This is a genomic window from Paractinoplanes ferrugineus, assembly GCF_016862195.1.
In the GTDB taxonomy this organism is placed as follows: Bacteria; Actinomycetota; Actinomycetes; order Mycobacteriales; family Micromonosporaceae; genus Actinoplanes; species Actinoplanes ferrugineus.
Window position 1 is genome coordinate 20,200 of sequence record NZ_BOMM01000011.1, and the last position, 17,450, is coordinate 37,649.

Consider the following 17,450-nt stretch of genomic DNA (forward strand, 5'->3'; position numbering starts at 1 on the left):
TTAGTCCTGCGGGCGGACCTCGACCGGAGTCTGCAGGAGCGCGTCGCAGAGTTTGATCATCTGGCGGATCTGGGCCGGGCTGAGCCGGTCGAAGATCAGCTGCTGGACGGCCTCGGCGTGGCCCGGCGCGGACTCGACGATCTTGTCGAATCCGCCGTCGGTGAGCACGGCGATCTGCACCCGGCCGTCCTCGGGATCCCGTTCTCGCCGGACCCAGCCCTGAGTTTCGAGCCGGGCCACGACGTGCGAGAGCCGGGACAGCGAGGCGGAGACCAGTTTGGCGAGCCGGCTCATCGGCAGCCGGCGGTCGGCACGCTCGGAGAGGGTGGAGAGCACGATGTAACCCATGTGCGTCAGGCCGGCGTCACGCTGCAGCTGAGCCTCGAGAGCAGCCGGGACCTTGACGAGCACCTCGACGCAGCGGCGCCAGGCCAGCTGCTGATCCTCGGTCAACCATCTCGGCTCGTCCACCATGGTGGAAGGCTATCGGCAATGGCCAGAACTATCTCGTTGGGGCAACGGGATGGCCGCCAAACGGGCACAGCGATCCATGTGAACGTGCGCCTTCGCGTAGTGTGCGGCCCGCGCGGAGCTGGGACCGGCTGGCTGGGGGGCCTCGGCCGGTCCCAGGTCCGTGTCAGTCGCCGCCACTACTTCTGCGGCGCCTCGTCCTTTCCTTCTTCCTCGAGGCGGTCGGCCTCTTCCTTGGTCTTGTGCACCGCGCCCTCGGCGTGCTCCGGCGGGCCGTAGACGGTGTAGAGGACCAGCGGGTTGGGCCCGGTGTTGAGGAAGTTGTGCTTGCGCCCGGCCGGCACGACGACCAGGTCACCCTGCTGAACCTGGCGCTCCTGACCGGAGACGACGGCCTTGCCGACCCCACTGACGAAGGTGAGGATCTGGTCCACTTCGTGAACCTCCTCGCCGATCTCGCCGTCGGCCGGGATGGTCATGACGACGAGCTGAGTGTGCTTGCCGGTCCACAAGACCCGGCGGAAGTCGGGGCTCTGCTCCGCGACGGTGGCGATCGTGAAGTGTTCCATGCCGAACCGATACCCAGGTCAGGTGGTGGGCAATCGTCCCGAGAGCAGCGGAGCGGGCCGGCCGATCAGGTAACCCTGGACGTAGTCGACGCCCAGCTCGCGCAACAGCCGCAGGGTGGGCTCGTCCTGCACGAACTCGGCCACGGTGTGGATCCCGTACGCCTGGCAGACCTGCACCAGCGCGCGCACCAGAACCTGGTCCTGGGTGTTCTCGACGAGATCGACCACGTACTCACCGTCGATCTTGACCAGGTCGATCGGGAAGATCCGCAGGTAGCGGAAGGACGCGTAGCCGGAACCGAAGTCGTCGAGGGCGAGCTCGCAGCCGAGGTCACGGATCGCGTCGGCGAACCGGCGGGCCTCGGTGAGGTTGCCGATCAGCGCGGTCTCGGTGATCTCGAAGGTGAGCTGACCGGGGTTGACCCGGTATTCCTCGATCAGCCGCACGACCTCCTCGGTGAGCCGGGGGTCGCCCACCGACCGGCCGGAGAGGTTGATCTGCAGACAGCGGTCGGGTTCCTCGGCGGCCAGCTGCATGGCCCGCTCGACCACCCACAGGTCGATGTCGTAGACCGCGTCGAGCCGCTCCGCGGTGTCGAGCACCTGGATCGGCGACTGCGGGCCGTCGGCCTCGTCGAGCACCCGCAGCAGCAGCTCGTGCCGGGTGATCGTGTTGCTCTGCAGCTCGAGGATCGGCTGGGCGTAGAGGGTGAACCGGTCGGTGCCGAGCGCGTCGGCGACCCGGCTGCGATAGGAGCCCTGCCGGTCACGCACCGGAACGGGGTGGGCGACCACGGTGAGCGGCCGGTCGGCCTCGCGGGACTGCCGCCAGGCGTGCTCGGCGTCGATCACCACCTCGTGGCTGCCGGCCTCGGCGTCCGGCGTGAACCGCACCAGACCGCCCCAGGCCTTGGCGCGCAGCCAGGTCTCGGGCAGCACGAAGGTCTGCGAACGCAACGCCTCGACAAGCAGTTCGGCCTCGCGGCGGGCCATCGGCCAGGAGGTGCCGGGCAGCAGCAGACCGATCTCGCTGGGACCGACCCGGCCGAGTCGCGCACCCTCCTGCACGACGCCTTCGAGCACGCGGGCGGCGCGGTGCAGCAGGTCGGCGGTGCGGTCGGGGCGTACGGTGTCGCCCGCGCCGTTCCGGTCCGGCTGCACCCGGATGATCAGCACGGCCCCGCCGCCACGACGCTGGGCGCGGTCGATCTCGTCGGTGAACCGTGCCCGGGTGAGCAGGCCGGTCGCCGGGTCGGGGTCGATCAGGGAGGTCTGCACGGTTTCGTCGCGGCGGGCGAGCCGGGCGATCTCGCGGCGGGCGCGCTCGCGCGCGGACACGTCGGTGACGGTGCCGCGGATGCCGCGGACCGTGCCGTCGGGGCTTTTCACCGGTTCGAAGCGGCAGTCCACGTCGAACCAGCCGCCGTCGGCGCGCATCAGCCGGACGGTGGCCCGTTGCGGGGCCCGGGTGGTCCACGTCTGGGTGATCGCGCCGAGCGCTTTCGCGTGGTCGTCGCGGTGCACGTAACGCGCCAGGACCTTGCGGCTGACCTCGTTGTGCTTGGGTTGCCGGCCGAGCATGGCGCGCAGCTGCGCCGACCAGACGATCTGGTCGCCGTTGGCGGTGTAGGAGAACCAGGCGGGGCCCTGGAGGTCGTCGGCGGGCAGGCGGGGCTCGGGAAGAGTGGCAGGGGGCACCATGTGACGACGCTCATCCGGTGCAGCCATCACCCACTCACCTCCCCCAGCCGTGCTCAGCCCCGACCTATTACCACCCGTCACGGGCCAGTGATAACAGGTCTCGACTGCGTCAAAGTTTTGACAGGCCCGCCCCCGGACCCGCTATCTGCAGCTACTCGCCCGATCAGAGTAGGGAATCAACTGATCGGATGACCACTGCGCTGCGTGAATTCGTGGGCGGGTTAACGTCAAAACCATGACAGACAGTTACTGGCAGTGCTGATTGTGGAACCTTGAGCGATTCCTACCCCGAGACCGCGCCAACCATGCACACATAGCTCTATGTCGCACGCACGGAGTAACTAGATCCATTTACGGCGGATATGGTGGCGTTTGGACCAACGCTAGCGAGGGCGAGGCATGGGGATCATTCGGGACATGCAGCGGGTGCACGCCACTCAGGCGGCCGACGCGCAACGGGCGAACACCGCCGCTACGCAGCAGCGTCAACTGATCCGGCGGAACGCTGACCTGGCGATCGCCGCCGCTCAGCAGGCGGCGTCCGACGCGGAACGAAAACGTGAGCACCGGCGGCTCTACGTCGAGGCGCGCACCGCGGACGCGGCGGCGGCCAACGCCGACATCCGGGCCCGGCTCAGCGATCTCGACGCCCTGCTGCTCTCCACCCTGGACGTCGACGACTACATCGAGCTCGACCAGTTCAAGAAGCCGCTGACGGTGCCGCCGTTCGATCCCGGGCCGCTCGCCCGGCCGCTGCCCGAACCGGCCTGGCAGAGCTACGTGCCGCCACAGCCGCGCGGGGTCGGCAAGCTGCTCGGCGGGGACCGGCTCCACCAACAGCAGACGGCGAGCGCCCGGACGGCCTACGAACAGGCGCGGGCCCGCTGGGTGCAGGCCGAGGAGCGGCGCAAACGCCAGCTGGCCCAGCGCAAGCAGGCGTACGAGCAGAGCAAACGGGCGTACGCGGCGAAGATGGCCGCCTACAACGCCGAGGTGGACCGTTTCGCCGCCGCGGTGGCCGGCGCCGACCCGGCCTCGGTGGTCGAGTACTTCGCCATGGTGCTCGGCAATTCGGTCTACCCCGACGACTTCCCGCAGCACTTCCGCCTCGCCTACCTGCCGAAGCAGAAGCACCTGCTCATCGAGTACCACCTGCCGCCGATCGAGGTCATCCCGGTGGTCAAGGAATACCGGTTCGACCGGGTTCGCGACGACCTGTCGCCGATCCCCCGGGACGAGGGCGAGGTGCGGCGCCGCTATCTGGACACCATCGCCCGGGTCACGTTGCGCACCATCCACGAGGTCATCGAGGCCGACCGCGGTGGGCTGGTCCGGCAGGTGTCGTTCAACGGCATCGTCGAGACGATCGACCGGCGCACCGGCCGGTTCGTGGCGCCCTGCCTGGTCTCGGTGCAGACCGACCGGGAGACGTTCGCCGCGATCAAGCTGCGCCGGGTCGACCCGGTCGCCTGTCTCAAGCACCTGCGGGGCGCCCTGTCGAGCACCCCTGACGAGCTCACCGCCGTCGCCCCGAAGATCGATTTCGACCAGGACGCCGACCGGGACTTCACCGAGGAGTTCAACGTGCTCGCCGACATCGACGAGCGGCCCAACCTGGTCACGCTCACCGACGAGCAGTGGGAGCAGCAGATCGCCGACCTCTTCGGGGTGATGGGTCTGATGATGGGTGAGCCGACGCGTACGCCGGTGGGCTCCCGCTGGACGGCCACCGATCCGCGCCCGATCTTCGGCGGCACCGTGGTGCTGCACGCGGTGCGCGGTCCGGCGGCCGGGGCCGGGGCGGTGCACGCGCTGGCCGGTGCGGTCACGGCGGCCGGCGCGACCAAGGGCATCCTGGTCTCGCTGGGCGGCATCGACCCGGAGGCGTACGAGGCACTTGCCGGTCGCCCGCTCGAGTTGATCGACGGCGCCGGCCTGGTCGCGCTGCTGGCCGGCCACTGCCGCGTCAAGGCCCGGATCGAGCTCGCCGGTGCCCCCCGGCGGCAGGGCCGGCCCGGCTAAGATCCGCGGCGTGACCGATCCAGTCCGGCCGATCTATCCCTACTTCGCCCCGCCACCGGCCCGGGAGACCAACGGTCTCGCGATCGCGTCGCTGGCGGTCGGCCTCACCCCGCTGTTTCCGGTCTCCGCGGGTCTCGGGATCGCCGCGCTCGTGCAGATCCGGCGCACCGGGCAGGCCGGCCGGGGCCTCGCGATCGCCGGCCTGGTCGCCGCCGGTGCCTGGTTTCTGATCATCGTGCTGTCGGTCGCGCTGGGTGTCGTCCTCGGTCTGCGGGGCGGCCTCGGCAAGGACTTCGCGGACCAAGCCGCCCCGCCCGCACCGCGCACGTTCCTGCTGGGCGACTGTCTCAACGACCTGAACGGCGCTCTCGACACAGTGCCGTGCGGGACGCCGCACGACGGCGAGGTGTTCGCGAACTTCGACCTGGCGGCCGGCTCCTACCCCGGGCACGACTCGGTCATGGCGCAGTCGAAGAGCCGGTGCGGCGGCGAGCTCGCCGTCTATCTGGAGGGCTACTACTACCACCAGAGCACGGTCGACTACATCTGGCTCTACCCGGCCGAGTCCTCGTGGTCGCGCAGCCGCACGGTCACCTGCATCGCCTGGAGTCCGGCCGGCCGGATGACCGGCTCGATCCGCGGCTGATCACCGAGCAGGGCGGGCAGCATGGTGGCCAGCAGGGCCCGGTCGCTCGCCCGGCCCGGCTGATATTCGGTGATGCCCAGCCCGGCCAGTGGGAACCGTCCGGTGAGCGAGCGCACCGCGGCCACCAGTTCGTCGGCGGTCATGCCCCGCGGTTCCGGCGAGCCGACCGAGCTGAAGGCCGTCGGATCCAGCACGTCGAGGTCGATGTGGACGTAGACGGCAGCCGCCTCGCCGGTGAAGTCCGACAAGTCGGAGATGCGGTTCGCCGCAATGTAGTCCTTCTCCGCCGGGTCCAGCGCCCGCACCCCGGCCAGCACCACCTGCGACGGTTTCAGCACCCGCGTCGGCAGCAGTGCCGCCGGCCCGTCCCCGAGCAGAGTGCGCAGCACCATGCCGTGGAACGCGCCGGACGGCGAGGTGTCCGGGGTGTTCAGATCGGCGTGCGCGTCGAACCACACCACGACGAGACCGTCCCCGTAACGGGCCAGGGCCGCCTCGATCGGCGCGATCTCGACGCCGCAGTCGCCGCCGACAGTGATCACCGGGCTCGCCGGATCGGCTTCCGGCAACGCCGCGCGGATCGCCGCCAGATTGCGGGCGAGCAGCCCGGTCGAGGACGGCTCGTCGGGGATCGGCACGCGCAGCCGGCGGTCCCCCGGCACCAGCGCGGCCAGCTCAGCGGCCCCAACCGTCAGCCGCCGCGCGGTCGGTGAGCCCGAACCCTGCCACTGCCCCACCTCGAGAACGGTGCGGCGGGGCACCGGCATGATCGCCAGCTCCTCGACGCGTTGCCAGACCGGACGCATCGCGGCCGCCGGCTCCCGCGCGAAGATGCTGCCGCGGATGCGCACGAACACACAGTTGCCGACCCGTTCGAGGACGGCCTGCCGGCGCATGTCGCTTTCCCACTGCTCCGGCCCGTGGTAGCTGTCGCCGTCGCACTCGATGGCCAGCCGCCGCCCGTCCGGCGCGTTGAGCACGAAATCGATCCGGTAGGCCCCGATCCGGAACTGGGGCACCGGCCGGAAACCCCGCGCGGTCAGGCGTTTGTACACGTCCCGCTCGAAGTCGCTCTCGCAGAGCGCGAGATCCTTCGGAAGATCGACATCAAAGACATTGCTCGCGTACGTCAACAGCAGCGCCCGCGCGTCGTCGGCGAGCAGGGAGGACGACCGCACCGAGTGGAAGATCCAGAGCTGGTCCCGGGCCCGGGAGGCGGCCACGTTGATCCGCCGGTGGTATTCCCGCTTGGTGAAGGCCGCGACCTTGGCATCGTTGTCGGACACCACCATGGATACGAACACGACGTCGCGCTCGTCGCCCTGGAACGTGTAGGCGTCCCCGACCCGCAACCGCCGGGCCTGCATCTCGTCCTCGCCGATCTCCGCCCGCAGCAGAGTCGACAGATAGCCGGCCTGGCCACTGGTGCTGAGCAGGGAGATCACGCCGAGCGTCTTACCGGCGTAGGCCGGGTTCCGGACGATCGCCGCGACCTGGGCGACGAGCGCCGCCGCCTCGGCCACGTTCACGTCGCCGAAGCCGGAGAGGGCCTGCCGCACACCGTCACCCAGGAAGACGGTGCGGATCGGCTCGAACGACGGCCGGTCCGCCCGCAACGGCATGATCTTGCCGTCGTAGTAGTGCCGCGACGAGAACTCGATGATCTGCGGCACGCAGCGGAAATGCTCGGTCAGCAGGATCCGCTGCGGCGAGCGCCGCACCGCGTGGTCGTAGAGCGACGACTCCGGGTCGAAGTGCTCGGCCGACGGTACGTCGGCAAGATGGCTGTGGATCAGCCCGGCCACCGACCCGACAAAGCCGAGCTGCGGCCCGATCTGCTGATCGTCACCGACCACCACGGCCCGCTCGGCCAGCGACAACACCGGCAGGGAGAACAGGTCGGCCTGGGACGCCTCGTCGACGATCACGACATCGAAGTGGGCCCCACCGGCGAACTGCTCGATCGCCCGGTCCACCGACATGACCCACACCGGCACGGCCTCGACCGCCGACTCCATGTGCCGCTGGGCGTGCGCCTGCCAGGCCGCCGCCGTCCGTCCCGTCCCCTTGCCGATCTTGCGCAGCGCCGTGGTCCAGTCGGCGAGCGCGGCCTTGCGCCGGTCGTCGAGACTCCGCGCCACCTCCAGCCACGCACTGGCGACGACCAGGTCGGCGGTGCGGCGCCGAATCTTGTCGCGGGCGCTCTCCACCCGTTTGGAAAGCACCGCCGGATCGACGCTGCCGATCACCTCGTCGAACCACGTCTGCGCCCGCCGCCACTGCCACGCCTGCAGGCAGGCCTGGCCGGAAACCGCCGGTACCCGCCCGCCGTCGATCGCCGCGGCCCACTCCGGCGCCTCCTCGGCAAGCCGGTCCCGCAGGTCGGCGACACGTTGCGCGGCCGGGCGCAGCGCCGTCGACCGGCGAACCTCAGCCAGCCGCTCGTCCCAGCCGGAGAGCGTCGACCAGGCGTCCGCGAGCATCGGCCACGGCGCGAGCCGCGCCGCCACCTCGGCCTCCGCCGCGACCAACGCATCGAGCTCCCCGATCGCCGGCGCCTCGGCCAGCAGCACATCCACCTCGGCGAGCATCGCCGGGTCAAGATCAAGTTCGTGCTGCGGTACGAGGTGAGCAAGCCGTTCCGCAAGCGCCGGCCAATGCCGTACATCCCAATCCAGCGACTGCCCCGCCTCGGCCAGCAGCACGCCCGCCCAGATCTCCGGATCACCCATCCCGCCCGCGGCGTCAGCGGGTGCGCCGCCGCCCACCGGCAGCGGGACGGCCAGCCGATCGATCCACTCCGCCCAGTGCCGGCCGAGACGCCGGCGGGCCTGCTGGCGGCGGATCCAGGCGGCGACGAGGTCGACGTCCTCGGCGGCGCGCAGCGGCTCGCCGTCGACTCGGATCTCGTCGGCCAGTCGCCACAGCGGGGCCTGCAGCAGACGACTCAGGGAGCGGCCGGCCTGGAAGCGCTGCCGGATCTCGGCCAGCTGGGCGAGCAGGCGTTTGGGCTCGTGGGCGTGGTTCTCGGGGACCAGCACGCGGTGGCCGGCCAGTTCCCGGGTCAGCGCGGCCAACTCGGCCAACAGGGTCTCGGTGGCCGTGACGTGGTCGGACCAGACCGCGCGCCAGTGCGGGTCGTTCAGCAGCCGCCCGAGACGGTCCGTCCAAGCGCCCTCCCGGCGGCGCAGCCAGGTCAGGGCGTCGCGCACGTCCGCTCGTACGGCGTCGAGGTCCACCCCTCGTACCTCATCGATCGCCAGACCCGCGGCACCCAGCGCGACCACCCGGCCGGCCAGCGCGTCCCGCTCCTCGCGGCGCCGCCGGAGCTCCGCCGAACCGGGCAGGTCGCCGGTTTCCGGCAGGGGCCGCAAAGCGGCCCGCCGATCCGCCGGCGACCGGTCGGCGGCCAGTTCGAGCAGCGTGCCGAACTCCTCGGCGGTAAGCGGCGGGCCGGTGTGAACGGCGTCGGGCAGACCACCGTGCATGGACGCCCGCTCCCGCAACCACGCACCGACCTCGACAGGTGTCAGCGGCGCGCCGTCGATCGGATAGGTGACCGCCTCGTTCTCGGCGATCGCCCGCAGGCCCCCCAGCGCCGTCGCGAGCTCGCGTTCCGCCTCCTCGAGGAGACCGGTCAGCCGATGCACGCGGCGCGCCTCGGCCTCCTGGTCGAGGGTCGCGGCGCGGTCGGCCAGCTCACGCGCCGCCAACTGCAGCTGCACCAGCTGATCGGTGGTGCGGCCGAGCACCGCCAGGCACAGCGAGCGGATCTCCGCCGGCAGGCCGTCCCGCAGGACCCGCAGCGGATCCTCCTTCTGCGCCACCACCAGGACCCGCTTGCCGTTCGCCATCAGGTGGCAGATCAGGTTGCGGATCGTGTGCGTCTTGCCGGTGCCCGGCGGCCCCTGAACAGCCACGTTGCGGTGCTGGGCGAGCCGGCGGGCGATCGACTCCTGGGCCTCGTTGGTGGGCAGCGGCATGAGCAGTCGCTCGCCGACCCGCTGCCACTCCGCCGGACGGTCGTCGGGCATCCGCAGCTTCGACGGCTCGTGCGCGACGATCGCGGACAGGGCGCCGACGCTCGTCGTGTCGCCGGCCAGCAGCCGATCGCGCAGGTTCTCCAGGAAGCCCCGCAACAGCCGCTGCTTCGGCCGGGCGAACAGGACACCGACGTCGGCGATGTGCGGCTGGGTGGTCTCCACCCGCCCGTCCGTGACGAGCCGGTCGTAGCCGAGCCGGCCGAGCGCCCGTTCGAACAGCTCCCGCCGCTCGAACTCGTCCCACAGGTCGATCTCGAGCGTGCCGGCCGGCCCGGCCAGCGCCAGCAGCTGGCCGAGGTAACGCTCGTCGAGCCCGGCCAGCGCGTCCGTCTGCAGCCGCGACGGTCCCGCCGGCGACACCGTGACCAGCGAACTGTCCGGCTCGTAGGAGATCAGCACCGGAGTGGCGATCAACGGATAACGAACCCGCTCGCCGTTGATCGTGGTGTCGAGAAGCCCATGCCCCCAGACCAGCTCGGTGGTCGCCGCCGACATGTCGAGCTGGTGCATGAGGTCGAACAGTTGCCGGTGAAGCACGCGCGTCTTCTCGACCTCACCGGTCGCGTAGGCCCAGGGCCGCCACACGTGATCGCGCCAGCTCTCGAACTCGTCCGCCGCGGTGGCCGGCGCCCCGCCCGGCTCCGCGCCGCTGTCCCGGCTGCCGGCGTCCGGGCCTGCGGGGTTCGGGCTTGCGGGGTTCGGGCTTGCGGGGTTCGGGCTTGCGGGGTTCGGGCTTGCGGGGTTCGGGCTTGCGGTGCCCAGCGCTGCGGGGTTCGCGTCGGCGGTGTCCGGGTCGGCGTCGGGTTTCGGCTCGGTCGTGGCTGTCACGTCGCCGCGCAGCCGACGGCGCAGAGCGGCCGGAACCGCCACCGGCGGCGGCCGGCTGGGCAGGCCGACGCGCAGCCACGAGGTGCCGTCCGGGGCCGGGCCCGCCTGACACGCCGGATGGTCGGGAAGTGCGTCCAGCCGGTGGGCGTCCTTGGGCACGGTGCGTGCCGGGCGTTCCATCTGGGCGCGGACGGCGAGAAGGTAGTCGGCGACCGCGACGGCCCGATCCCGGATCGTCGTGGGCGACTCAAGCTCAGCCATCCGCCAAATTCTAGGCGGCCCTGTCTCGCCCCGCCGGGCGCGGACCCGCGGGTCGCGCACCGCCCTTAACCTGGGGTCCGGCGACCCACCCGTTAAGGTGGCGCGGCTGAACCTCACGGGAGAGCGGAACGACGTTGACCGAGCAAAACCCCGGCACCCCCGACGACGAGCCGCGACCCCCGGCGCCGCGGTCGACGACGGCCGGCGACGATCCACCGGCGGCCGTCGATCCGTGGAAGGGGATGACGGGCTCGTGGACGCATCCGGCGCCGAGCCAGTGGACGCCACCCGCCGACCAGCCCGACCCGTGGGCGACGCCGCATCCCGGCGCCGGACCGGACCCCTGGCCCCCGTCGCAGCCCGGCGCGCAGCCGGGCGCGCAGCCGAATCCGTGGGCGATGCCGCAGCCGGGAGCCATCCCGCCACCGGGGGCCCATCAGCCGCCGCCCGGTTATCCGCCGCCCGGTTATCCGCCGCCCGGTTATCCGCAGATGCCGCCGGGCTACGGGCCGCCGGTCGGTCACTACCCGTACGCCCAGGCCGCCTACGGCGCGCAAAGCTATGCGCAACTGCCGGCCGCCTTCTATGCCGGGCCCAACGATCCGCTGGTCAGCTCGGACTTCTCGGGCTGGTGGAACAAGAGCTTCCGACTACTGCGGGCGGCGTGGCGGCCGATCGCGGTGCTGCAGATCGTTTCGGCGATTCCGCAAATCGTCTTCCTGGTGCTGTTGGACATCCGGACCAACGACCTCGTCACGACGCTGAACAGCAACGCGGAACCGACCACGGCCGAGCTTCGGGCGCTGTTCGACCCGTACCTCGGTCTGCTCCTGCCGCTCTTGATCGCGCTTCTCGTCGGCCTGGTCAGCACGTTGGCCTCGCTGCAACTGCTGATTCAGCAGGCGACCGGGCAGCCGCTGTCGATCGGGACGGCCCTGCGGGCCGCGGTGCGGCGGGCGCCGGCGCTCATCGGGTGGTGCGTTCCGGCGATGTTGATGGTCGGCGTCGGTCTGCTGTTCTGCCTGCTGCCGGGCATCTATCTGGCATTTGTCTTCGCGGTGCTGTCGACGGTGGTGCTGCTGGAACGGGGCAACGCGATCGGCCGGGTCTTCGCGCTCTTCCACGCCGATTTCGGCGCCTCGCTGGCTCGGGTGGTGGTCGCCGGCGGGATCGCGTTCGCCCTGAACACCCTCGCCGACATCATCACCCGCCCGATCGCCGCGACGGCGGGGGCGTCGACCACCACGTCGATCGTCACCCAGACCATCGCCGGGCTGATCGCGGTCGTCGGCGCGACGCTCACCATCGCCATGATGCTCACCGCTTACGCCGATATGCGCGCCCGGCACGAGCCCTTCTCCACTGCCTATTTGCAGCCGCAGACTCGCTGATCCGCACGGGATCAGTGGGGGCGGCCGGCGCGGGCCGCTGACTCGACTCGGTCCAGGTTGGTCTCCAGGGCCTGGAGTCCCTGGTCGAGGGATCGCCGCAGGGCGCGGCTGCCGGGGAGGCGGCGGTCGGTCATCCACTGCTCGATGTCGGCGAGCAGCCAGATCTTGCCCTGCGCCAGGGTGGCGACCGGGGTGGGGAAGTCGGCGCGGGCGGCCAGCTGGTAGACCCGCTGCCGGCTGACGCCAAGCATTTCGCGCACCTCGTGGGCACCGGCCAGGCGGATGGGCTGCTTCCTCATGCACATGACTATAGTCGCACGACAAGTATCACGCGTCATGACTTCGTTCGGCAGTTCCGACAGCACCCTCGCCCCAGCCGCCCCGTCGCCCCAACAGACTCCGGAAGGTGTGCATGCACAGCACATCCGCTTCGGTCGTGGTCATCACGGGCGCCATGGCCGCCGGGAAGTCGACCATCGCACACGGTCTCGCGGAGCGATTCCCCCGAGCGGCGCACGTCCGTGGAGACACCTTCCGCCGGATGATCGTCTCCGGTCGGGCGGAACTCGAGCCCGACGAGACCGCGGCGGCGACCGCGCAAGTGTGGCTGCGGCTACCGACTCGCGGCAACGGTCGCCGGTGGCTTGACACCTCGGAGCAGCCGCCCGAGCACACCATCGCGGAGGTTCTGGCGAGGATGTCGGAAGCTCGGATCACCTGACCGGGCAACGCCGACGGCACCGCGCACGCGTCGTTCGGCCGGGCCGGGCCGGGTCAGGCCTCCTCGGGGTCTCGGCCCACCGCTGAGCGGCCGCCGTCGACCGGGATGACGGCGCCGTTGACAAAGGTGGCCTGGGCCGAGAGCAGGAACGCCACCACGTCGGCCACCTCGGTGGGGCGGCCCAGCCGGCCGAGCGGTTGCAGTCGGCGGATCTCCTGTGCGAAACGGTCCCGCTCCTCGCCGGGCAGGGCGGCCAGATGCGCCGCCGAGCGGTCGGTGGCGATCGAGCCCAGGGCGACGGCATTCACGCGTACGCCGAAAGGGCCGTAGTCAACCGCAAGCGCGCGCGTCACGCCTTCGACGGCGGCTTTCGCCGTCGCGTACGCGAAGGCACCCCGCACCGCACGTTGTGCCTGATGCGACGAGACGTTGACGATGGCTCCGCCGCCGGACGCCAGGAAACGGCGGACCGCTGTCGCGCAACCCACCACGACCGGATCCAGATTCCGGCCGATCAGGTCGATGACCTCGGGCGCGGGCGTGTCGTGCAGCCAGGCGTCCCGGAAGATCGCGGCGTTGTTGACCCAGCCGGCCAGGGGCGCGATGTCCGCGGCGACCTCGGCCGCCTCGGCCGCGATCGATTCGTCGGCGGCGTCCCCGGTGAGCAGGTGGACGGCCGGATGAGCGCGGATCCAGTCGAGACCGGCGTCGTCGAACTCGACGATCACTACCGTGTCGCCGCCGGCGGCGAGACGTTCGGCTATCGCGCGTCCGACTCCGCGGCCGCCGCCGGTGACCACATGGGATCGCATGCCTGTCAGGTGTGGCGGCCGGGGCGCCGGGGGTCGCGGCGCCGGGGTGGGGCCGACCGCGCGATCGTCGGGCGGCTGGCCGGCGGGAACCCGTTCACCCGGTGTTCCCGGCTCGCCCGGTCGGTGGCGCGAGCTTCGTACTCATCGTGGTCTTTCGCCATGATCCTGGTCGTTCCCCGCGGCGAATGCGGCAAACCGTGGCCTGCCCGCCGGCGGGGAAGGCCGGTCAGGGGAACTGCATGCGGCGTGGGCGCGGAATGACGGGCGGCGGGAGCGGCAGGTCGTCGAGGTGACTCCAGAGCAGGTGGCCGTTGTCGGTCGACTTGATCTCACCGAGGCTGGCCCGGAGCAGACCGAGGTGCGGCGCACCGGCGAAACCGGCGATCACCACCTCGGGCTTCGGATCGATGTTCGCGATCGCCGCGCAGATCTTGGCAACTTCGCGCTCGTCGACGGCGTCGAGGGGGAGCGGAGCCTCGACCTGGGAACGGCGCCAGGGCGGTCCGAAGCGGCGGAGCAACTCGCGGACGAGCCGGCCGAACGAACGGCCGACCTCGATGTCCCGCATGGAAGTCTGGGCGGACTGGCCGTAGCACCACGGCACCACGACGTGTCCGTTGATCGCAACGAGCTGGTAAACGGATTTCGGCACACTGATGATCTCGGCCCCGGGAAGCGTGCCGAGGAACAGCACCAATTCCTCATAGGGAAGCGGCCAACGCGGATTGGAGAGAACTCGTTCCATGGTCTGCGTCATCGCGGGGTGGGCGTTGACCTCACGGTCGATCGCGGTGCTCAACGCCTCGGGAACCCGGGTCCACAGTTCACCGGCCACCTTGTCGCCGAACTGTTCGACCACCCACTCGCTCGGACCGACCAGAACGTCTGGGCGCATTCGTTACCACCACCGTCCGTGTCGCGGGCGTTACTGCTGGCTTAGAAGAGTTCCACTTCCGGTGATCGACTGGAAGAGTCCGCTTCGCACATCGCAGAAACGCTCATGAATGAAATAGAGCGCGACGATCAGAACAGAGCCACGACGATGGAGCTGCAGGTCGCAAGCGTTCGAAACATGCAACTTGCACGGCGAACCGCACGTGCAAGTTGCATGCCAGCTTCCCATTTCGACCCGCGATCGAAGTCAATCACCCACATATTTCGAGGTGATGACCATCGCGCAAACATCCACCCGCGGCGGCCGGTAAATAGCCCGCCACCAGCCTGAAGACATTGATGAAACCAACACTCCCGGGGATTGGGAACGCTCCCATGTCCATCCTCGAGATCCACAGCAGGCAGAGGCCCGCCCACCAGCCAAGATCCGGCCGAAAACGGCCGGCGCGGCCGCTACAAGACAGCTGTCAGATTTCCGTCACCGGCCCGCCGGACGGCCGCTTCGCGCCTTACGCCCCTTTCCGCATAAAGCTCGATGGCACCGTCCACATGCCACTCCGCTTTCAAGATCGTCCATTTGCCGGGACGCGAGGATCACGAAGCAATTGCCGGACGGCCCGCTCGGCGAAGCCGGCCACGTCGGGATCCCGGCCGCCGACGTCGGGCAACTCCGCCGGCCCGGTGGCCCCCGCCTGCGAAGAGTCCGGCCGGGAGCGCGCTAACGTGCCGGAGTGAGTGCGAATACGCCGGCCTTCGAAGCGGCGCGGGTGATCGACGCGGTGCTGCGTGACCTGCGCGGCGGCGGCCATCGCGGGATCGTGGTCGACTCGCCGCCGGGGGCCGGCAAGTCGACGCTGGTGGTGCGGGCGGCCGGCGAGCTGGCCGCGACCGGGGCACCGCTGATGATCGTGGCGCAGACCAACGAGCAGGTCGACGACCTGATCGAACGCCTCGGCGCGCGGTCCCCGGAGGTCACGGTGGGCCGGTTGTCGGCGGTCGACTACGAGCCGTCCGACCGGGTCAAAGATCACCCGGCGTGCCGGGTGGGCGCGAAGGTCGCGGATCTGCGCGGGCCGGCGGTCACCATCGGTACGGCGGCCAAGTGGGCCACCGTGGCCGATGGCGTGTGGCCGTGGGCGATCGTCGACGAGGCGTACCAGATGAGGTCGGACGCACTGCTGCGAGTGGCCTCGCGGTTCGAGCGCGCCCTGTTCGTGGGTGACCCCGGGCAGCTGGACCCGTTCTCGACAGTCGAGGTCGACCGCTGGACCGGGCTGTCCTGGGATCCGATGCAGAGCGCCGTCGCGGTCCTGCTGCGGCACAACCCCGACCTGCCGGTGCACCGCCTGCCGGTGTCGTGGCGGCTGCCGCACTCGGCCGCGGGCGTGATCGCGGAGGCGTTCTACCCGTTCACCGGTTTCCGGTCAGGAACCGGACCGGGCGACCGCACCCTGACCTTCACCCCCGGCGGGGACCGACTCGACCAGGTGCTCGACGACGCCGCGGCGACCGGCTGGGGGCTGCACCGGCTGGCGCGACGGTTCACCATCCGCACCGATGCCGAGGCGGCCGCGGCCTGCGCCGCCCTCGCCGCCCGCGCGTTGGCGCGGGCCGGCGCGACCGTCTCGGAGGCCGGCGAGCGGCCGCTGACCGCGCACCGGATCGCGATCGGGGCGGCGCACCGCGATCAGGCGGCGGCGATCCGGGCACACCTTCCGGCCGAGGCCGCCGGAGTCACGGTCGACACCGCGAATCGCCTGCAGGGCCGGGAGTACGACCTGACGATCGTGCTGCACCCGTTGTCCGGGCGGCGCGACGCGACCGCGTTCCACCTGGAGTCGGGGCGGCTGTGCGTGCTGACCTCGCGGCATCGGCACGCGTGTGTGGTGGTGGCCCGGGACGGCATCGCGGAGCTGCTGGACGAGCATCCGTCGAGTGAGCCGGTGCATCTCAACGTGCCCGTCAAGTTTCCGGACGGCTGGGAGGCGAACCAGGCGATCCTCTCGCACCTGAATCGATGACTGTCGCTAATCCGACAACAGACCGCTACTGTGAGTGAATGGCGGTCTTCACGACGGCGGGGTCCATGCGCGACGATGCCTACCGTCCCATCCTGCGACCACGCCGCGGTGAACTGGCGGCCCTCAGTCACTTGGCGCCCGGCGACGCCGCCCGGGTCATGCCGATCCTCGAACTGGAACCGGGACCGGACGTCATCTCGCTGATCCGGCAGCTGCCCCCACGTACCGGGGCGATCGCCGTCGACTTCGGCGGGCTGCCCGAGCACCCCGGTCTCGCGGCACCTTCGATCGATCTCGCCGAACAGCTGGCCGAGCTGGGCGTGGCCATGTTGCCGGTGCTCCGCCCGGACGAAAGCAGTCGTCGCCTGATCGCCCACGGCCTGGCCGCCCGGATGCACCTGCGCCGGGCGGTGCTGCGGCTTCAGCCGCACGTCGACGCCGGGAATCCGGCGGCGGCGACCGCGGTCACCGAGCGCCTGCTGCGCGGCTCGGGACTCGACGTGCAGGAGATCGACCTGCTCATCGATCTCGCCGAGACGGCCTGCGCGGCGCACGCGGACGTGGTCGAACAGCGATGCCGGCGGGTGCTGCGCTGGGCGCGCGAGCGGCCGTGGCGATCGGTGAGCGTGGCGTCCGGCGCGATGCCCGCGAACCTCGACGACCTGCCCACCGACCGGCCGGTCACGGTGGGGCGACTCGACGCGCGGGTGTGGGCGCGGCTGGGCGAACCCGGGATCGGGTACGCGGATTACGGCGTGACCTCGCCGGTTCGCCGTTACGGAGTGCAGCGGCATCGGCAGTTGCCGACCCTGCGCTACACCGCCCCGCACGACTGGTGGATCTATCGCTGGTCGCGTCGTGGCGGACGCAGCGACGATCGCTGCCAGGATCTGTGCCGCACGCTCGTGCACTCGCCCCAGTGGCCGGCCCAGGGAGCCCAGTTCTCCTGGGGTGACGCCGAGATCGCCAGGCGCGCGCGGACGGCCCGGGGCGGCGGCAGCTCGGCCAGCTGGATGTCGTGGAGCACCTCGCACCACATCGCCCAGGTGCTCTCGACGCTCTGAGTTTTG

At 70.9% G+C, this 17,450-nt stretch carries 13 protein-coding genes; 6 read left to right on the plus strand and 7 right to left on the minus strand.

The genetic code is table 11. The features are described from left to right. The 3 genes from Afe05nite_RS07600 to Afe05nite_RS07610 all read right to left on the minus strand — a co-directional run bounded on the left by Afe05nite_RS07600 (position 1) and on the right by Afe05nite_RS07610 (position 2,741). Positions 1-474 carry a MarR family winged helix-turn-helix transcriptional regulator gene (locus Afe05nite_RS07600; protein ID WP_203816273.1) on the minus strand — a complete coding sequence of 158 codons (474 nt, stop codon included), beginning with the start codon at positions 472-474 and terminating at the stop codon, positions 1-3. Positions 475-650: 176 nt separating this feature from the next. After that, complete coding sequence (locus Afe05nite_RS07605; RefSeq protein ID WP_203816274.1) at positions 651-1,040, minus strand: cupin domain-containing protein; 390 nt, start codon at positions 1,038-1,040, stop codon at positions 651-653. An 18-nt stretch (positions 1,041-1,058) separates the two neighbouring features. Next, positions 1,059-2,741, minus strand: a complete 1,683-nt coding sequence (locus Afe05nite_RS07610; protein WP_239117631.1) for an EAL domain-containing protein — start codon at positions 2,739-2,741, stop codon at positions 1,059-1,061. Positions 2,742-3,140: 399 nt separating this feature from the next. Between Afe05nite_RS07610 and Afe05nite_RS07615 the strand changes: the two genes are divergently transcribed. Further along, the gene (locus tag Afe05nite_RS07615) at positions 3,141-4,763 is read left to right on the plus strand and encodes a restriction endonuclease (protein ID WP_203816276.1); all 1,623 of its coding nucleotides are present in this window, start codon (positions 3,141-3,143) and stop codon (positions 4,761-4,763) included. Between the two features lie 10 nt (positions 4,764-4,773). Then, positions 4,774-5,409 carry a DUF4190 domain-containing protein gene (locus Afe05nite_RS07620; RefSeq protein WP_203816277.1) on the plus strand — a complete coding sequence of 212 codons (636 nt, stop codon included), beginning with the start codon at positions 4,774-4,776 and terminating at the stop codon, positions 5,407-5,409. On the opposite strand, the gene Afe05nite_RS07625 is transcribed toward Afe05nite_RS07620, so the two are convergent. Continuing rightward, positions 5,316-10,541, minus strand: coding sequence for an arginase family protein (locus tag Afe05nite_RS07625; RefSeq protein ID WP_239117632.1), 5,226 nt, complete (start codon positions 10,539-10,541; stop codon positions 5,316-5,318). The genes Afe05nite_RS07620 and Afe05nite_RS07625 overlap by 94 nt on opposite strands. A gap of 134 nt (positions 10,542-10,675) precedes the next feature. On the opposite strand from Afe05nite_RS07625, the gene Afe05nite_RS07630 reads away from it, so the two are divergent. Beyond that, a complete protein-coding gene (locus tag Afe05nite_RS07630) occupies positions 10,676-11,932 on the plus strand; it encodes a hypothetical protein (protein WP_203816278.1) in 1,257 nt (418 codons plus the stop codon). Positions 11,933-11,943: 11 nt separating this feature from the next. Here Afe05nite_RS07630 and Afe05nite_RS44820 read toward each other — a convergent pair whose 3' ends face one another. Continuing rightward, positions 11,944-12,231 carry a helix-turn-helix transcriptional regulator gene (locus Afe05nite_RS44820; RefSeq protein ID WP_203816279.1) on the minus strand — a complete coding sequence of 96 codons (288 nt, stop codon included), beginning with the start codon at positions 12,229-12,231 and terminating at the stop codon, positions 11,944-11,946. A 113-nt stretch (positions 12,232-12,344) separates the two neighbouring features. On the opposite strand from Afe05nite_RS44820, the gene Afe05nite_RS07640 reads away from it, so the two are divergent. After that, positions 12,345-12,653 (plus strand): AAA family ATPase, encoded by a 309-nt coding sequence (locus Afe05nite_RS07640; protein WP_203816280.1) that lies wholly within the window; start codon positions 12,345-12,347, stop codon positions 12,651-12,653. Between the two features lie 53 nt (positions 12,654-12,706). On the opposite strand, the gene Afe05nite_RS07645 is transcribed toward Afe05nite_RS07640, so the two are convergent. After that, positions 12,707-13,465, minus strand: a complete 759-nt coding sequence (locus Afe05nite_RS07645) for an SDR family NAD(P)-dependent oxidoreductase (RefSeq protein ID WP_203816281.1) — start codon at positions 13,463-13,465, stop codon at positions 12,707-12,709. A gap of 226 nt (positions 13,466-13,691) precedes the next feature. Then, positions 13,692-14,360 (minus strand): hypothetical protein, encoded by a 669-nt coding sequence (locus tag Afe05nite_RS07650; RefSeq protein WP_203816282.1) that lies wholly within the window; start codon positions 14,358-14,360, stop codon positions 13,692-13,694. A gap of 730 nt (positions 14,361-15,090) precedes the next feature. On the opposite strand from Afe05nite_RS07650, the gene Afe05nite_RS07655 reads away from it, so the two are divergent. Both Afe05nite_RS07655 and Afe05nite_RS07660 read left to right on the plus strand, forming a co-directional pair. After that, positions 15,091-16,380 (plus strand): AAA family ATPase, encoded by a 1,290-nt coding sequence (locus Afe05nite_RS07655; protein ID WP_203816283.1) that lies wholly within the window; start codon positions 15,091-15,093, stop codon positions 16,378-16,380. A gap of 38 nt (positions 16,381-16,418) precedes the next feature. After that, positions 16,419-17,444 carry a beta family protein gene (locus Afe05nite_RS07660; RefSeq protein WP_239117633.1) on the plus strand — a complete coding sequence of 342 codons (1,026 nt, stop codon included), beginning with the start codon at positions 16,419-16,421 and terminating at the stop codon, positions 17,442-17,444. The last annotated feature ends 6 nt before the right edge of the window (positions 17,445-17,450 follow it).

Coding starts and splice junctions, on each gene's coding strand:
- Afe05nite_RS07615 (WP_203816276.1), top strand. CDS start 3,141: ATGGGGATCATTCGGGACATGCAGCGGGTGCACGCCACTCAGGCGGCC.
- Afe05nite_RS07650 (WP_203816282.1), bottom strand. CDS start 14,360: ATGCGCCCAGACGTTCTGGTCGGTCCGAGCGAGTGGGTGGTCGAACAG.
- Afe05nite_RS07600 (WP_203816273.1), bottom strand. CDS start 474: ATGGTGGACGAGCCGAGATGGTTGACCGAGGATCAGCAGCTGGCCTGG.
- Afe05nite_RS07605 (WP_203816274.1), bottom strand. CDS start 1,040: ATGGAACACTTCACGATCGCCACCGTCGCGGAGCAGAGCCCCGACTTC.
- Afe05nite_RS07660 (WP_239117633.1), top strand. CDS start 16,419: ATGGCGGTCTTCACGACGGCGGGGTCCATGCGCGACGATGCCTACCGT.
- Afe05nite_RS07610 (WP_239117631.1), bottom strand. CDS start 2,741: ATGGTGCCCCCTGCCACTCTTCCCGAGCCCCGCCTGCCCGCCGACGAC.
- Afe05nite_RS07645 (WP_203816281.1), bottom strand. CDS start 13,465: ATGCGATCCCATGTGGTCACCGGCGGCGGCCGCGGAGTCGGACGCGCG.
- Afe05nite_RS07625 (WP_239117632.1), bottom strand. CDS start 10,541: ATGGCTGAGCTTGAGTCGCCCACGACGATCCGGGATCGGGCCGTCGCG.
- Afe05nite_RS07640 (WP_203816280.1), top strand. CDS start 12,345: ATGCACAGCACATCCGCTTCGGTCGTGGTCATCACGGGCGCCATGGCC.
- Afe05nite_RS44820 (WP_203816279.1), bottom strand. CDS start 12,231: ATGAGGAAGCAGCCCATCCGCCTGGCCGGTGCCCACGAGGTGCGCGAA.